Raw genomic sequence first — 16,694 nt, 5'->3', positions numbered from 1 at the left:
ATAAAAAATAAAACTGTATGTGTGATTGGGGTGAGGGTATGAATGATTTAGCACGAGAAGAATTAATAGATATTGTTTCTAAAAAATTAAGACTTCTTAGGAATGAATATAATTTTTCACAAGATAAGATGGCAGAAATTTTAGGGATTTCTAAAAAGACATTGATCCAAATAGAAAAAGAAAGGGCTCTTGCTTCTTGGACCTTAGTGATGGCAATATGTGGGCTATTTCGGGAAAGTGAAATAATCAAGATGACCTTAGGAGAAGACCCTATAGAATTGGTAGAAACTTTAGTATTTGAAAATATAGCTGTACCTAAAAACCGAACAGGTGGAGGAATGGTATGGTGGAAGGATATAGATACCCAATGGAAATTTAAAATTCAAAAGAATAGTATTAGTTCGCATTATCGAATCATTGATGGAAACAATAGACGATGGTATAGTTCTTTTGATAAAAACTATATATTAGATAAATTCAAATTACTTTTAGAAGGAGGTAAAAAAAATGAAGAAGATATTGAATAAATCCCATTATAAATTCCTAGTAACAGAATTAAATCATCAAAGAGATCGAGGGCTCATCACGCAAAATCAATTAGATGATATCATGACCTTTTATGAAGAAGGGTCAGGGTTGAATTTCATAAGAGTTTTGGTAACCATAGGGTCGTTATTAATAGGACTTGGAATTTTAAGCTTTGTGGCAAGTAATTGGGACTATATGGGAAAAATTTTAAAGGTAATGAGTATTTTAGGATCATTAGGAATATCTATATTTACATCTTTTAAACTAGAGAAGACCTATCCAAAGACATCAAAAGCATTATTGTACTTAAGTGCTCTCATTTATGGGGCAGGAATTTTTTTAATGGGTCAGATCTTTCATTATGGTGGAGAATTTACAGGGGCGTTCCTGTTATGGGCAATAGGGGTATTGGCCATGAGTCTTATATTAAGAGAAAAAATATTATTTGTTTTTGCTCATGTATTATCCGTAGTATATATTAACGGAAGTTTTGATGAAAATATAATTACTTATTCCTTGATCTTTATTTTTATTTTCTATATTGGAAATAAATATTTTGATTTTTCTAAGGGGATAACCTTCTGTAATAATCTAGTCGCATTAAATTTTATATTATATTTCCTAAACTATATGCATGTAGATCCTATCTATATTGGAATGAGCTTTTTTCTAATAGGATTTGGCATGTATATTATGAATCATAAATTAAATATAGATATATTCAAACTTCAAGGGATGATTGTATTTGGAATAAGTGGTCTTATATTAACTTCAAAACATATTTGGGAGGATTTACCATTTATTGAGAATGGGAATACTGTATCTATTGCCTTTGGTGTATTGCTACTTATTTATTTATTGAACTTAGTGAGAAAAAGTCTTTTAACACCACTGTTCTTTACTTGTGCTTTGATTTTGAGATATTATTTTGATACGCTATATGATTTTATGCCTAAATCAATGTTTTTTATATTTGGGGGATTGATTCTTTTAGGTTTTGGTCATTATTTTGAAAGAATTAGAAAAAATCGTGGAGGAATTTTAGATGAAAAAACTAATTAAGAAAAGAGGATTTAAATATTTAGTATCATTTTTAATACTATTTTTCATATTATTTGCCATGACCATACAACCTATGATGACGGACTTGCAAGGAGAAGAAATACTCATTAAAACCAAACCCTTTGATCCAAGAGATTTATTTAGAGGAGATTATGTACAGCTTCATTATGAAATCAATGACATTTCTTTAGAGCAATTAGATAATGAAATATTAAAGTTAAAGGATCAAGAGGAATACAATATTTTTAAAAATTTAGAGGGAAAGAAATTATATGTACGTTTAAAGAAAAATAGAAAATTTCATGAAGTAGATGGCGTAACTTTAATAAAACCAAAAGAAGGGATATTTCTTGTAGCTAAATATAAGTATGCTCTTTGGGATGAGAATAAAGAATATAAAAATAGCAATGTACGAGGAATCAATGTAGACTATACACTAGATAAATATTTTGTATCTGAAAATACAGGAGATGAACTAGAAAAGAAGGCAAGAAATGGAGAAGTTTTTGTGAAGGTAAAAGTATATAAGGGATACTCCTTGTTAAAGGAAATAGTTGAATAGAACCTGAAATACTCAGGTTCTATTCAACTATTCAAAGAGGATGAAATTATTCAAATGACTATTGAAAAAAATCAATGGATTATATATTTTGTAGGCTTACAGATCATTCTAAAAAAATTTTTAAAGGTTTGATTGGAGCCTATGTTATTGGAGGAATTACATCTATATTCCTATGGGGATATTATTTCTATGAGGGAATAAAAGGAGGAAGAAAATTTGAAGTTAAATAAAAAGATTCACTATTTTAATATGATCATTGCTGTAATTATTTCATATATAGGAATAAAATTCATTGACCATTTTGAGTTTTTTTTACCCAAAATAAATAAGTTTATGGGTATGCTATATCCATTTGTTTTATCCTTTATCGTTGCTTATATTTTAAACCCGATCGTAGTATTCTTAGAAGGAAGATTTAAGTTGAAAAGAGGACGTAGTATACTGATTACATATATAGGGATCATTGGAATCTTAGTTATTTTTACAAGTTTTGTATTACCAAGAATAACGAGTAACATAGTAGAACTTTTTAAAAGTATGCCTGATTTTTCTAAAACAGCACAGAAATGGATAAATCAAACGGTAGTAAAGAATAAAATATTTACAAATGTAGATTTATCAAATGGTTTACAAAATGATATGAAATCTTACATACCTAAATTAAGCAATCTATTCATGACATCTTTTGATACAATACTAACAGGGACAATCGCATTGACTACTTCATTCTTAAGTATATTATTTAGTTTTATCATATCTATATATGTATTGCATGATAAAGAGAAATTTATTGAATTTGGAAAAAAGATTGTTTATATCTTATTAAAGAAAAAAAATGGAGATCGGTTTTTAAACTTTGGTAAAACGCTGCATCGGATGATTGGGATTTATATAGGTGCGAAGGCTTTAGATTCAACAATCATTGCTGTAATGGCTTTTATAGGAATTTCTATGCTTCACTCAAAATATAAATTATTACTATCGATGATCGTAGGTATTACAAATATGATCCCTTATTTTGGACCTTTTATAGGAATGACGGTTGTGTTTGTTATTAATTTGTTTTACAGCCCCATAAATGCTATTTGGATCTTAGTATTTTTGATTTTACTTCAGCAATTTGACGGATGGTATCTAGATCCAAAACTTACTGGGGGAAAAGTTGGAATGAATCCTTTCTTAGCAATATTATCAGTGACTATGGGGGGTGGATTTTTAGGGATTACTGGAATGATTTTAGGCATTCCCATAATGGCAGTAATAAAGATTTATGTGGATTATTTTATTGAAAAACAGGATGCAAACATGAGACAAAATACTTAAAAATTTATTGATTTACCATAAACTTGTAGCTTTATGATAAAATGGCATAGAGGAGTTGAATAGATGGAGACGAAGGATAAAATAAATAGCCTTTTGAAAAATCAAAAGGAGATTGTAAAGCAGTATGAAGAGATGATAACAGAGTTGAATATGGATGATGCAATCAATGAAAATATTTCACTGAAAAAAGAAATAGAACATTCTAAAAAGGAAATAGAAACCATTAAAATAAAACAAAGGAAAGTAATAGAAGAAAATAGGACTTTGAAAATTTCTTTAAAGGAACAGTTGATCCATGAAAAGAATGCCATTTTAAATGGATCTAAAAAGAAAATCGAATTATACTTTCAAGATGAAAACAATAAGCATATAAACAAGTTAAAGTTGTTGGAAAAAACGGCTAAAAATAAAATAGATCAAATGAGAACCATTGCAAAAAAAGAGCTAGGTGAGGAGAAAAATGAAATTTTAAGAAGCATAGACCATCTGCAGTCGAACCTCACTGAAAAAATAAAAATAAGAAAGGAACAGCTCGCGCTTCAAAAAGAAAATATCATGGAAGAAATAAAGAAAGAATATGATACACTCAAGGCACAAGATGTGAGTGATGGAGTGATACAAAAAAAGAAAAAGTACAATGATATAGAAGTAAAGATTGGGCTTAGTTGGATGAACAAGGTGGGGGTCATTTTAGTCTTACTCGGGGTTGCTACGGGGATGAAATATACCTATTCAACATGGTTTAATGACTATATGAAGGGGATGGCAGGCTTTTTATTAGGGAGCGTATTTTTAGGTGCTGGTGAGTGGTTTAATAGAAAAGATAAAAATCTATTTGCGATAGGCCTTACGGGTGGAGGAATCGGTGTACTATACCTTTCTGTGTTTAGTAGCTACTTTATGCTAAATATATTAAACATGTCAACAAGTATCATTGTATCCATTATCATAACGGGTGTAGCCATTGTACTATCCCAAAGATATAAGTCTATGACCATATGTGCTATATCTCTTATAGGCGGGTATCTTCCGTTTTTTAGCTATGTGTTTTTTGAAGGATTATCAGATACGGCTGTGTATATGGCTATGGGATATCTCATTGTTTTAAATGGACTTTTATTAACCCTTTCAATAGACAGAAGATGGATCTATATCAATTATTTAAGCTTTTTACTCAATATACCTTGCCTTATTTATTTAATCACCAAATCAAATAATGAAATAATAAGCATCCTATATGCGATATTAACATTTATTATGTATATGGCGATTACGCTTATTTATCCGATTCGTGAAAAAATACACTTGAGAATTGTAGATATTGTATTATTAACGCTCAATACGGTGATTAATTGTTTACTTGTATATGGATTGTTTGAAAAGTATGGATATGAGCAGTACGAAGGCTTATTAGCACTTACATATGCTATTATATACTTGGGGCTCGGTCAATTTATTAAAAAAAGTGCATCCCAAGAACAGCATACCCAAGGATTGTTTTATATAACCGCAATGACCTTTAGTATTTTGATGATTCCTTTTCAATTTGGCGTTGAGTGGGCAGCACTCGGTTGGTTGATAGAAGCTATCGGCATCATTTATTATGGGGTAAAAATCAAAGCTCAAAAAATGGAGCTTGGAGGATGGATTATACTAGGCCTTTGTACGTTAACCTTTGTCATGATAGATTTTATGGATTATAGCTATACGGATTATTTTATATTAAAATACTCTTGTATTACAGTAGGGATCATCTATGTATTTTCTTTATATGCAAAGGATTTATATGAAAATCCATTATTTAAATATACAAAAAAAGGGAAAATGCTTACATATTATAAATATTTTACGATATTCAGTAGCTGGATTTATACCATAAGAATGGTGGTTATTTATTTTGATGATCATATAAATAGAAGAGATGATTTTTACTTATTAATCAGTATTGCACTTATCACAGCTGTATTTGCTTATGGGATTGGGAGAATAAAGATCATACAAGATCATGTTGTAACAAAGATATCTATGCTCTTTTATATTCTCGTGGATTTCATGGGTTTCATGATGATTCTAAACTATGGAGGCGCAGCGTATGTTATTTCAAATGATACAAACATACAAATTACCATTTTAGTATTTTACAATCTAATGGTACTCTTTAGCGTAAAGGATATCACACTAAAAATTATAAAAGAAAAAGCATTAAGCATAGAGCTTTACCCTGTAGTGATGGCTATCTACTTTTTAGGGGTTAGCACAATATTTCTTTTAAATCAATTTGACCTAAACAATATAAACTTGATTATAAGTATATTATTTATCATCATGTCATTTGTTTATATCTTCTATGGTTTTAAGAGGCGATTTGCAAATCTAAGAAGACTTGGATTAGGATTGTCTATCTTATCCACTGGAAAACTATTTATATTTGATTTGGCATTTTTAAATACGGGAGGGAAAATCATCGCATACTTTTGCTTTGGACTCGTATTAATCGGCATATCGTATATCTATCATAAGCTGAAAGCCAATATAGACGGAAATGGAGTGGAATAAATATGAAAAAATATGGGATATTCTTTACAATGATCATTTCCTTATTTTTGCATAGCGTATCTTTTGCGCAAACAGATGTTGAAGGATGGAGATATTATAAGGAAATAGATGCCAATGATAAAAGTGAATACAAGACATTTTTCTTAGACAAAGAAATTTATAGGCATGCTAAAAACGATTTAGGCGATATTCGGATCAGCAACGAAAAGAACGAATTTATACCTTACTATATATATAATGAATATTTATCCCAAAAGGAAGAAATAAAGATAAAGTATCAGTCAAATGAAATATTATCCTTTATCAAGGAAAACAACCAATATACAGATTTTAAAATCATCCCACTAAAAGAACATGAGGATCTATTAGGAAATCAATTGACCTTTGATATCAATCAAGCACGTTTCATGAAAAATGTAACGGTGTATGGGGGACATGATGATAAAAAGTGGGATTTCATAAAAAATGACTATCTATATAGAACAGATACAGCAGAAAAATTAAATATTAGTCTAGATGAAAGTTATAAGTATGATTATTATAGAATCGTGTTTTTAAATGATATAGAAAACACAAATATAAAAGCATTAAATTTAGTATTTGATCAGAAAAAAGTTATCTATGAGAGCTATCAAAAGGAAGAAAATGTAGACTTTAAGGAGGCGTTAGAAGGAAGAAATACAACGATCCTTATAGAGAATAAAGATCGGCTAAAAATAAACAATATAAAAATAAATAGCGAAGATGATTATAAAAGAGACTATACAATTTCTTATAGGGATAAGGATGGAGAATTTAGAATGTTTGGTAATGGGGAGATTTATCAAATAAGCCTTAAAAACTTTCATATTGAAGAAAATAATATCCATATAGATGAACCAACGAACATACTAGATACCCTGAAAATACAAATTCATAATCAAGACAATAAGCCTATAAATATAGAAGATATAGCCATTCGTTATTATACAGATAAAGTTGTTTTTAAAGGAACAAAAGGGAAATATAAAATTTTATTTAATAACAAATTAGCAACAAGACCTGATTATGATATAGAAAGCTATAAAAACTATATAGAAAAAGAAGAGCAAGAAATTTGTAAACTATCTACATTATATCAACAACAAAATAAGGCTACGGATGAACAAAAAAAAATAAATTATAAGTGGATGTTAAATATAATGATCATTATGATCTCTATAGGCATGATTTTATTGATTATAAAAAAATCTGGATTTAAGGATGTAGAGTAAAATAAGGAGGAGATTTTTTTGACTTGGCTTCCTTTTATTTGTTTAGCGATTGGGTTTATTATAGGCATTCAAAAATTATCAGCCTATTTCTTGGTACTAGTGGATCAGGCTATAACTGTCACATTGGTACTGCTGATGTTGGTGATCGGTGCTTCGATTGGCATTAATCCGCAGGTTATGGCAAAACTGGGTATGGTAGGATTTAATTGTGCGGTATTAGCATTGCTAGCGATAACCTGTAGTATACTTTTTGTTTTTCTGGTGGAAAAGACAATTTTGCCACTTGAAAAAATGCAAAATAAATTATTTTCAGATCAATTGAATATAAGGAATGAAGTGGATCTTTCGGAACAAGAAAATCAAAAAACATCTCATTTAGTTTGGATTATGCCGGGTAGTATCATGCTGGGGATTGTAGTAGGATTTTTTATTTTGCCGAAAACCAGTTCTGACGGTTTATCCATTGCTTTGACATTTTTGCTAATTGCACTCTACATTGGTGTTGGAATAAGCTTAGGAATGAATAAGAACGTATTTCGATATGTAAAAATGTTGGGTTGGAAAATCATCTTTCTTGCTATTGCTATTTTTCTAGGGAGTGTTTTAGCGGGAGTCATTGGAGGAATGCTTTTGGAAATACCTTATGCTATTTCTGTTACATCTGTCAGTGGAATGAGCTACTATAGTATAACTGGGGCATTTATGACAAGTGTATATGGGATTGAAGCAGGTACATATGGTTTTATTGTAAATGTTATGAGAGAATTTTTTACTGTGTTAATGATTCCTTTACTGATTCAAATTAGCAAAGGGAGTCCAATTGCTGGCGGAGCTGCTGGAAATATGGACACGATGCTGGCACCAGTAACAAAATTTGTAGGTGCTGAATTAGGGCTGGTTGCACTTATTACTGGAACTATTTTAACCTTTGCAGTACCGTTCATTCTGCCTTTTTTATACAGAATATTTTTATAGAAGGGGTAAAGTACTTTGTGATAATTGTATGGTTTTGTATTTGTTATAGATAGCTTCTCAGTTCTTTGGGAAGTCTATTTTTTTTTTCGTTTTCTTTAGTATATACACAAACAGATGTAGTATAAAACTAGTCGAGAAAATGATTACTGTAGGTCTTAGAGGGAGTATATGAATTTTCACAAAATATATAACCAAAGCGAGTATAGATACTGTAATTATTACGTCTTTTATATCTTTCTTGATTTGCATAGTATCATTCCTCCTGCTGTATAAAGAAGTATTAAGAAAAATAAAAGTTCCACTAAATAAAAAATAAGTATTTGTGTATGTCAATTATAACATAATGATATTTCACGTATTAACATTTTTCTAGAAAATTCATCAATATAGAGAATCTTAGAAATACAATTATAGAAATAACTATCACATTTTGAATAGTATTTATTACATTTTATAAAAATAAAAAAAGGTTGAACAAAAGAAAGAACTATGTTAATATACTAGTATACAAGTTGAATCCGTTAGGAATTTTTCTATGTATGGTACATGTATGAAAACTTTTAGAAATAATTACATATTTATAATGCTAGAGAAAAGGTTTTCAAATGCATGAAAAGGTTGTGAAATTTTTTAGGAAAACCAAAATAAGTTGGGAGGAATAAGAAATGAAAAAAAGATTGATGAAGGTGTTAGCTTTAGGTTTAGTAATGGCATTATCACTAGGTATTTTAGCAGGATGTGGGGCAAAGAAGGAAGAAGTAGCTGAACAAAAAGAAGAAAAGAAATTTGTTTTCAAATTAGGACATGCAGCTGATGAAGAAAATACTTGGCATAAAGGTGCTGTAAAATTTGCTGAATTAGTAAAAGAAAAATCAAATGGAAGAATCGAAGTAAAAGTTTATCCAAATGAGCAATTAGGAAATGAAATGGATAATATTACAGGTGTTCAAGCAGGAACAGCAGATATGGTTATTTCTGGTGAAACGCTACAAAACTGGGCACCAAAAGTAGGGGCTATGGCAATTCCATATGCGATTAAAGATTCAGAAACATTACAAAATATTGTAAATGGAGAAATTGGACAAGAAATAGAAAAAGAAATTATTGATAAAGCGGGATTAAGACCATTATTCTGGTATGAAAGAGGTCCAAGATATTTAACATCAAATAGACCCATTACAACACCAGATGAGTTAAATGGAATGATTGTAAGAGTTCCAAATGTTCCAGTATTCGTTAAAGCTTGGGAAGCACTAGGTGCAAAGCCAACACCAATGGCATTTTCTGAAGTATTTACAGGATTACAACAAGGAACTGTAGAAGGACAAGAAAATCCATTAGCATTAATCAATAGTGCAGGATTCTATGAAGTACAAAAATATGTAAACAAAACAGCGCACGTAAGAAGCTGGATCTATGTTTTAATGGGTGAAAAACAATGGGAATCACTACCAGAAGATTTACAAGTAGTTGTGATGGAAGCAGCAAAAGAAGCACAAGCATATGAGCATGAATTATTCTTAGAACAAGAAGAAGCATTAGCAACAACATTACAAGAAAGAGGCATGAATTTTGTAGATGTAGATCAAGATGCATTTAGAACAAAAGTAGAAGCTTCGCTTAAAGATGCTTTAACAGAAGAACAATATGAAATGTACCAAAAAATTAAAGAAGTAAAATAGATCATCATACTAAATCATCTAGGGAAATCTCTAGATGATTTGAAAATTCTATAAATGAGTGAGGGGAAAATGCCATTGAAAAAGTTTTTTAAATCTATTGATCATTTCTTTGAAGGGTTAACATTTTTAAGTGTGACAGCGATGATACTGGTTGTATTATTGCAGGTGTTTGCTAGATTTGCACTTCCAAAAGCACCATCATGGACAGAAGAATTATCTAGAATTTTGTTTATATGTTCTGTGGCTTTTGCAGCGCCCATTGCTATGAAAAAAGGAGAATTTGTAAAAGTAGATACGCTAATCAGTATTTTACCTAGAAAAGTAGCGAAAATTTTAGAAGTGGTTGTAGACGCGGTGATCTGTGCATTTATATGTATGGTTGCATATTATGCTGTTGATTTTGTAAAGCTGGGTAGTATTCAAAGCTCTCCAAGTATGGGCGTCCCTATGGCAATACCATTTTCTGCTATGTTTATAGCACCTTTATTTATAGGACTATATGGGTTGAAAAAGATTATCGAAGGAGCCGTTGATTTAAAAAAATAACAACCCAATATGAAAGTTTTATAGAATATGAAGTGATTTGATTTTATGTAGATCCATACGAATTGAATCGTAGTGCATTAAGAAAAAATGATATCTCAAGTTTCTATGTGTAAGTGATGAACAATTGTAAGATTAAATTTAAAATGGATGGATCTATAGTATAGAGAGGAGATGAATAAAATATGGTATTAGTGTTATTCTTTAGCTTTTTGGTGTTACTTTTTCTAGGTATACCAGTAGCTTTTTCTTTAGGATTATCTTCTTTTATATATGTTCTTTCAGCAGATATACCCTTAATTATCATACCCCAAAAGATGTATACAGGAATAGATTCCTTTGTACTCCTTTGTATTCCAGGGTTCGTATTGGCTGGAAACCTTATGAATAGAGGTGGCATTACGGAAAGAATTATAGATTTTTCAAATGCATTAGTAGGGCATATAAGAGGTGGTTTAGGCCTTGCAAATATTGGAGCATCCATGATATTTGCAGGAATATCAGGAACAGCCTTAGCAGATACAGCATCCATTGGAGCAATCATGATTCCAGCAATGGAAAAAGAAGGTTATGAAGTGGATTTTTCAGCAGCTGTTACAGCTTCATCCTCTACGATCGGACCCATTATTCCACCAAGTTTACCAATGATTATTGCAGGAACTTTAACAGGAATATCTGTTAGTAAACTATTCGTTGCAGGTGCGATACCAGGATTTTTACTAGGAATAGGACTTATGATTGTTTCTTATTATATATCTAGAAAAAGAAAACATCCAAAGGGAGCACGAAAAAGCGTAAAAGAAATCGGAAAAACATTTTATGGTGCTTTTTGGGCAATTTTGATGACGATCGTTATATTAGTAGGAATTTTAGGGGGAATCTTTACACCTACAGAAGCATCAGCAGTAGCGGTTGTATATGCATTAGTTGTAGGATTGTTTATATATAAAGAATTAAAGATAAGAGACCTACCGAAAATCATTGTAGAATCAATGGTAACAACGGCATCTATTATGATTTTAGTTGGATTTGCTTCCCTTTTTGCTTGGATTATGGCAAGTGAACAAATTCCTCAAATGGTTGCAGATTTAATGTTAGGGATATCCAATAATAAATATGTCATATTGATTTTAGTAAACTTACTGCTATTATTTGTAGGAACGTTTATGGAAACCATATCTGCATTATTAATTTTATTTCCAGTATTGTTAAAAGTAGTTACAGCTGTTGGGGTTGATCCAATACAGTTTGCAATTATTGCCGTGTTAAATTTAGTCATTGGACTTACAACACCGCCTGTTGGGGTATGTTTGTTTGTGGCATCAAGTATTGGAAAAATTTCGTTAGGAAAGATAGCAAAAGCCATATTACCTTTCTTAGCGGTAAGTCTTGTGGTTCTTGTGCTTGTTACATTTGTTCCACAAATCAGTTTATTTTTACCCAATTTATTATATGGGAAATAAAATTTTTTTAAATAAACTAGTATGGTAATATACTTAAACGAAGGGGTGAATGATAATGAAAGCAATCAAAGTGGTTTCACCATACAATATTGAGATATGTGATGTGGAAAAACCAGAGATTAAAAATAGTAAAGAAGTATTGGTAAAAATTAAAGCAACGGGTATATGTGGTTCAGATATACACATTTATCATGGGACTTCACCTGTAGCTACCTATCCAAGAATCATTGGACATGAAGCGGTGGGTATTGTAGAGGAAGTAGGAACAGATGTATCTAAGGTAAAGGTCGGAGATCATGTAATCATAGATCCAGTGGTTAGTTGTGGAGCGTGCTATGCATGTAAAGCAGGAAGATCAAATGTTTGTGCTTCACTAAAGGTTAGAGGAGTACATGAAGATGGAGGATATAGAGAATTTAGTTTGGTGCCAGAAGATGCACTGCATATCCTTTCAAAGGATTTACCATTTGAAGAAGCCGTAATGATCGAACCATTTACAATTGGTGCCCAAGTATGTTCTCGTGGAGAAATTAAAAAAGAGGACACTGTATTTATTATGGGAGCAGGACCTGTAGGACAATGTATCCTGCAAGTTGCGAAAAAAATAGGCGCAAAATGTATGATCTCTGATTTAGTAGGATCAAGACTTGAGAAAGTAAAAGCATTAGGGGCAGATCGCGTGATTGATGTAAGCCGCGAGAATGCAAATGACGTAATCATGAAAGAAACAAATAATCAAGGGGTAAATGTGGTGATCGATGCAGTTTGCAATAAAAAATCATTTGAAGATGCAGTGAATTTAACAACACCAGCAGGAAGAATCATTGTAATTGGTTTTAGCAAAGAACCATCTGAAATCGCTCAATTAGGCATTACTGCAAAAGAGTTAGACATAAGAGGGTCAAGACTACATAACCATAAATTTCCTCAAGTAGTCAATTGGTTTAATAACAAAGAAATTGTTGCAAAGGATATGATTTCACATGTATTTCATTTTACAGAGATTAAAGATGCTATTTTACTAATAGAAGATCAAAATATAGAAAATCAAAAGATCATCTTAAAATTTGACTAGACAGGAAGTGAATAAAATGAAAATGACATTTAGATGGTATGGTTCAGATAAGGATAGCATTACACTCAATCAAATAAGACAAATACCTGCCATGACAGGGATTGTGGGTTCTTTATTTGATGTACCCGTTGGAGAAGTTTGGCCTACCCAGAAAATAAAAGCATTAAAAGAAGAAGTAGCACGCAGTGGACTAGAACTTGAGGTCATTGAAAGTGTCAATGTCCATGAAGACATTAAGCTTGGACTCCCTACGAGAGATAAGTATATAGAGAATTACAAAGAGACTTTAAGGAATTTAGCTAAGTTTGGCATAAAAGTAGTATGCTACAATTTTATGCCTGTATTTGACTGGACAAGGTCCGATTTAGCAAAGGAGTTACCAGATGGATCAAATGTTTTATCTTATGAGGATGAGAAGGTACAAAACATTGATCCGAACAAAATGGCAGAAGAAATGGAAAATAACTCAAATGGGTTTGAACTACCTGGTTGGGAAGCTGAAAGACTAAAGGAATTAAAAAGCTTATTTGAACAATATAAAGGTGTAGATGAAGAAAAATTATTTGAAAATCTAGGATATTTCTTGAATGAAATTATCCCAGTAGCAGAGGAATGCGACATAAAAATGGCAATCCATCCAGATGACCCACCATGGTCTATCTTTGGGTTACCAAGAATTACAACTTGCAAGGATAACTTAGAAAGAATTATTAATCTAGTAGATAGTCCATATAATGGATTAACATTATGTAGCGGATGCTTAGGGGCAAATCCTGAGAATGACATTCCAGAAATGGTTCGCTATTTTGGAAAAAAAGGAAGGATTCATTTTGCACATATCAGAAATATTAAGATTCATGAGGGAAGAAACTTTGATGAAGCTTCTCACTTAACAAGCGATGGGTCACTAGATATGTTTGAAATTATGAAAGCGTATCATGATATAGACTTTAAAGGATATGCAAGACCCGATCACGGAAGAATGATTTGGGGAGAAAGTGCAAGACCTGGCTATGGATTATATGATAGAGCATTAGGGACTACTTATTTAAATGGATTATGGGAAGCAATCGGAAGAATGAAAGGGGAGAAATAATCATGAACGAAAATATAAAAGGGAAAGTTGCTGTTGTAACAGGTGGTGGCGGCGTTTTATGTAGTGCATTTGCAAAGGAACTTGCAAAGCAAGGGGCAAAGGTTGCTGTTCTTGATCTACGCATAGAAGCAGCAGAAGCAGTTGCCAGTGAAATAAGAGAAAATGGTGGCATCGCAATAGGGGTTGCTTGTGACGTATTAAATAAAGAAAGTGTTATAGAAGCAGAAAAAGAAGTAGCGAAGCAGCTTGGCGATTGCAATATTTTAATCAATGGGGCAGGTGGAAATCATCCAAAGGGTACAACGACAAAAGAAACTTTAGAATTAGTAGACTTAGAGAAAAAAGATGATAGTATTACTACTTTCTTTGATTTAGATCCAAAGGGATTTGATTTTGTATTTAGCTTAAACTTTATGGGAACATTAATTCCTACACAAGTTTTTTCTAGAAAAATGGTAAATAAAAAAGGATCAACCATTATTAATATGTCTTCTATGAGTGCACCTTGTCCAATGACTAAGGTACCTGCATATAGTGGTGCAAAAGCTGCGATTAGTAACTTTACACAATGGTTAGCTGTACATATGGCTGGCGTTGGAATTCGTGTGAACGCCATTGCACCAGGATTTTTCTTAACACAACAAAATCACAAATTATTAATAAACGAAGATGGTTCTTATACAGAGCGTTCTAAAAAAATCATTAGCCAAACACCTATGAGAAAATTTGGAGAACCAAGTGACTTATTAGGAACCCTTCTATGGCTTAGTGATGAGAAAGCTTCTGGATTTGTTACAGGAACAGTTATTCCTGTTGATGGTGGATTTATGGCATATTCTGGTGTATAGGAAAAGATAAGAATTTTTCAAATCATAGATACAGGATATATAGTCTAATAGTAAGACTATAATCCTGTATTTTTATTTGTAATTAATGACAGTATAATACTTTTTAGAATCAGCATATATTTGACAATAGCATAAAAAACAAATAAAATAGTAATGATATTCTAATTATAGTAGTATACTACTAACTACTATTAGGTGTACAGATTATGATTTTATAAAAGGGGTAGATGAAAATGCTCTGCGAAACGAAGAAGGACTTTTATGAACGAGGGTGATGAAATGGATTTAAATATAAAGGCTAGAAATATAGGTGAATCGACGAGAGTATATGTTTACAATATTTTAAGTGATAATATTATTAATTTAAATTTAAAACCAGGATGTAGCATATCAGAAAAGGAAATTGCGGATTTATTAAATGTGAGTAGAACACCTGTTAGAGAAGCATTTATACAGCTTTCACAAGAAGATTTGATTGAAACCTATCCGCAAAAGGGGACCTATGTTTCTTTGATCGATTTAGATTTGGTGGAAGAATCAAGATTTATGAGAGAAACATTAGAAAGTGCCGTAGCAAAACTGGCTGCAAAAGAATTTCCACAAGCGCTGTTATTTGATTTAGAGTCAAATTTAAATATGCAAAGCTTTTGTATTAAGGAAAAAAATTATACACAGATGATGAAATATGATGATGAATTTCATGAAACTTTATTTAAAGGAACCAATAAAAGTCGCGTATGGGAAAGTATACAGCGTATAGGTGCACAATTTCGTAGATTTAGAACGTTAAATTTAGTGAGCACATCTATTGATACGTGGGAAACTACCTATCAAGATCATACATTAATACTAAAAGCCATAAAGGGTAAAAATGGTGATGAAGCTGCCGAAATGATGAAAACGCATTTGACAAGAGCTGTATTTGATAAGATTATGCTTCAAGAAAAATGCCCAGATTATTTTAAACGATAAAAAGTTAATTTTTAAGGTAGCAAATCTATAAAATAATTATGCTAAAAATCCATGTTGGAAGAAACTATGGATTTTTTTTATTCTTTTTTAATAAAATATTATCGTTTTTCAATAAAAATATATTGAAAAACATTTAAATGCATGGTAATATAATAGTGGAATTGAAGAAAAAAATATTTCCAAATTATAGACGCTGCCGCGCTTAAAAATAGATAAAGAAGATTATTATAAAGGAATAAAAAACAAAGAGGAGGCTTGTATATGAAATACTATGGAAAGGGTTCTTTAACAAGTTTATTAAGAATCATGTTAAATATTTTATTGATCATTGGGGTCGGGATGTTTTTATATCTATCTAAAAATGTATTGTCTTCAAATGATTTAAACATCAGTATGATTAGAAAAATGAGTATCTATACTTTATTTTTAATCGGTACGTTTTCTTTAATCTTAATCATTTACCATTTGAGAAAAATTGTGGATTCTTTAATCCATGTAAATCCATTTATAATAGAAAATGCAATAAGACTAAGAAATATAGCTATAGCATGTTTTATTATTACCTTTTGCTATTTAATCAATTTCTTTATCAATCCAAAGTATGTAGCATTTAATCTCATAACCATTGATATGAAAGGAGTTCATACGGATATGGAGTTTTTTATCTTTTTCTTTGCAGGATGCTTTATTTTGATTTTATCAAAAGTATTTGAGCAAGCGGTTGCAGTAAAAGAAGAAAATGATTTTACGATTTAG

General features: G+C 31.2%; 15 protein-coding genes. All 15 read left to right on the top strand.

Going from position 1 to position 16,694, the window contains the following annotated elements:
- Positions 1-38 precede the first annotated feature (38 nt).
- The 15 genes from EV214_RS07265 to EV214_RS07195 all read left to right on the top strand — a co-directional run bounded on the left by EV214_RS07265 (position 39) and on the right by EV214_RS07195 (position 16,694).
- The gene (locus EV214_RS07265) at positions 39-527 is read left to right on the top strand and encodes a helix-turn-helix transcriptional regulator (RefSeq protein WP_132244231.1); all 489 of its coding nucleotides are present in this window, start codon (positions 39-41) and stop codon (positions 525-527) included.
- Positions 508-1,590 carry a DUF2157 domain-containing protein gene (locus tag EV214_RS07260; RefSeq protein ID WP_132244229.1) on the top strand — a complete coding sequence of 361 codons (1,083 nt, stop codon included), beginning with the start codon at positions 508-510 and terminating at the stop codon, positions 1,588-1,590. Before EV214_RS07265 ends, EV214_RS07260 begins: the two co-directional genes overlap by 20 nt.
- Positions 1,574-2,152, top strand: a complete 579-nt coding sequence (locus EV214_RS07255; protein ID WP_132244227.1) for a GDYXXLXY domain-containing protein — start codon at positions 1,574-1,576, stop codon at positions 2,150-2,152. Before EV214_RS07260 ends, EV214_RS07255 begins: the two co-directional genes overlap by 17 nt.
- A 216-nt stretch (positions 2,153-2,368) precedes the next feature.
- Positions 2,369-3,475 carry an AI-2E family transporter gene (locus tag EV214_RS07250; protein WP_243116585.1) on the top strand — a complete coding sequence of 369 codons (1,107 nt, stop codon included), beginning with the start codon at positions 2,369-2,371 and terminating at the stop codon, positions 3,473-3,475.
- Between the two features lie 63 nt (positions 3,476-3,538).
- Positions 3,539-6,031, top strand: coding sequence for a DUF2339 domain-containing protein (locus tag EV214_RS07245; protein WP_132244225.1), 2,493 nt, complete (start codon positions 3,539-3,541; stop codon positions 6,029-6,031).
- 2 nt (positions 6,032-6,033) lie between these two features.
- Positions 6,034-7,284 (top strand): hypothetical protein, encoded by a 1,251-nt coding sequence (locus tag EV214_RS07240; RefSeq protein ID WP_132244223.1) that lies wholly within the window; start codon positions 6,034-6,036, stop codon positions 7,282-7,284.
- 18 nt (positions 7,285-7,302) lie between these two features.
- On the top strand, positions 7,303-8,259 hold the full coding sequence (locus tag EV214_RS07235) for a lysine exporter LysO family protein (protein WP_132244221.1): 957 nt from the start codon (positions 7,303-7,305) through the stop codon (positions 8,257-8,259).
- A gap of 665 nt (positions 8,260-8,924) precedes the next feature.
- On the top strand, positions 8,925-9,941 hold the full coding sequence (locus EV214_RS07230) for a TRAP transporter substrate-binding protein (RefSeq protein ID WP_207669646.1): 1,017 nt from the start codon (positions 8,925-8,927) through the stop codon (positions 9,939-9,941).
- Between the two features lie 75 nt (positions 9,942-10,016).
- Positions 10,017-10,487: a TRAP transporter small permease gene (locus EV214_RS07225; RefSeq protein WP_165916291.1), complete on the top strand. Its 471-nt coding sequence runs from the start codon at positions 10,017-10,019 to the stop codon at positions 10,485-10,487.
- A 182-nt stretch (positions 10,488-10,669) separates the two neighbouring features.
- On the top strand, positions 10,670-11,947 hold the full coding sequence (locus EV214_RS07220) for a TRAP transporter large permease (protein WP_132244217.1): 1,278 nt from the start codon (positions 10,670-10,672) through the stop codon (positions 11,945-11,947).
- Between the two features lie 55 nt (positions 11,948-12,002).
- Positions 12,003-13,022: a zinc-binding alcohol dehydrogenase family protein gene (locus EV214_RS07215; RefSeq protein WP_132244215.1), complete on the top strand. Its 1,020-nt coding sequence runs from the start codon at positions 12,003-12,005 to the stop codon at positions 13,020-13,022.
- A gap of 16 nt (positions 13,023-13,038) precedes the next feature.
- Complete coding sequence (gene uxuA, locus EV214_RS07210) at positions 13,039-14,118, top strand: mannonate dehydratase (protein WP_132244213.1); 1,080 nt, start codon at positions 13,039-13,041, stop codon at positions 14,116-14,118.
- A gap of 2 nt (positions 14,119-14,120) precedes the next feature.
- On the top strand, positions 14,121-14,966 hold the full coding sequence (locus EV214_RS07205) for an SDR family oxidoreductase (RefSeq protein WP_243116584.1): 846 nt from the start codon (positions 14,121-14,123) through the stop codon (positions 14,964-14,966).
- Positions 14,967-15,227: 261 nt separating this feature from the next.
- The gene (locus EV214_RS07200) at positions 15,228-15,938 is read left to right on the top strand and encodes a GntR family transcriptional regulator (protein ID WP_243116583.1); all 711 of its coding nucleotides are present in this window, start codon (positions 15,228-15,230) and stop codon (positions 15,936-15,938) included.
- 261 nt (positions 15,939-16,199) lie between these two features.
- Positions 16,200-16,694 (top strand): DUF2975 domain-containing protein, encoded by a 495-nt coding sequence (locus tag EV214_RS07195; protein ID WP_132244209.1) that lies wholly within the window; start codon positions 16,200-16,202, stop codon positions 16,692-16,694.

The organism is Marinisporobacter balticus, assembly GCF_004345705.1.
In the GTDB taxonomy this organism is placed as follows: domain Bacteria; phylum Bacillota; class Clostridia; order Peptostreptococcales; family Thermotaleaceae; genus Marinisporobacter; species Marinisporobacter balticus.
Note: the sequence above shows the minus strand (reverse complement) of the source record. Positions and strands in the feature narration are given on the sequence as shown.

Coding starts and splice junctions, on each gene's coding strand:
- EV214_RS07265 (WP_132244231.1), top strand. CDS start 39: ATGAATGATTTAGCACGAGAAGAATTAATAGATATTGTTTCTAAAAAA.
- EV214_RS07260 (WP_132244229.1), top strand. CDS start 508: ATGAAGAAGATATTGAATAAATCCCATTATAAATTCCTAGTAACAGAA.
- EV214_RS07255 (WP_132244227.1), top strand. CDS start 1,574: ATGAAAAAACTAATTAAGAAAAGAGGATTTAAATATTTAGTATCATTT.
- EV214_RS07245 (WP_132244225.1), top strand. CDS start 3,539: ATGGAGACGAAGGATAAAATAAATAGCCTTTTGAAAAATCAAAAGGAG.
- EV214_RS07240 (WP_132244223.1), top strand. CDS start 6,034: ATGAAAAAATATGGGATATTCTTTACAATGATCATTTCCTTATTTTTG.
- EV214_RS07230 (WP_207669646.1), top strand. CDS start 8,925: ATGAAAAAAAGATTGATGAAGGTGTTAGCTTTAGGTTTAGTAATGGCA.
- EV214_RS07220 (WP_132244217.1), top strand. CDS start 10,670: ATGGTATTAGTGTTATTCTTTAGCTTTTTGGTGTTACTTTTTCTAGGT.
- EV214_RS07215 (WP_132244215.1), top strand. CDS start 12,003: ATGAAAGCAATCAAAGTGGTTTCACCATACAATATTGAGATATGTGAT.
- uxuA (WP_132244213.1), top strand. CDS start 13,039: ATGAAAATGACATTTAGATGGTATGGTTCAGATAAGGATAGCATTACA.
- EV214_RS07205 (WP_243116584.1), top strand. CDS start 14,121: ATGAACGAAAATATAAAAGGGAAAGTTGCTGTTGTAACAGGTGGTGGC.
- EV214_RS07200 (WP_243116583.1), top strand. CDS start 15,228: ATGAACGAGGGTGATGAAATGGATTTAAATATAAAGGCTAGAAATATA.
- EV214_RS07195 (WP_132244209.1), top strand. CDS start 16,200: ATGAAATACTATGGAAAGGGTTCTTTAACAAGTTTATTAAGAATCATG.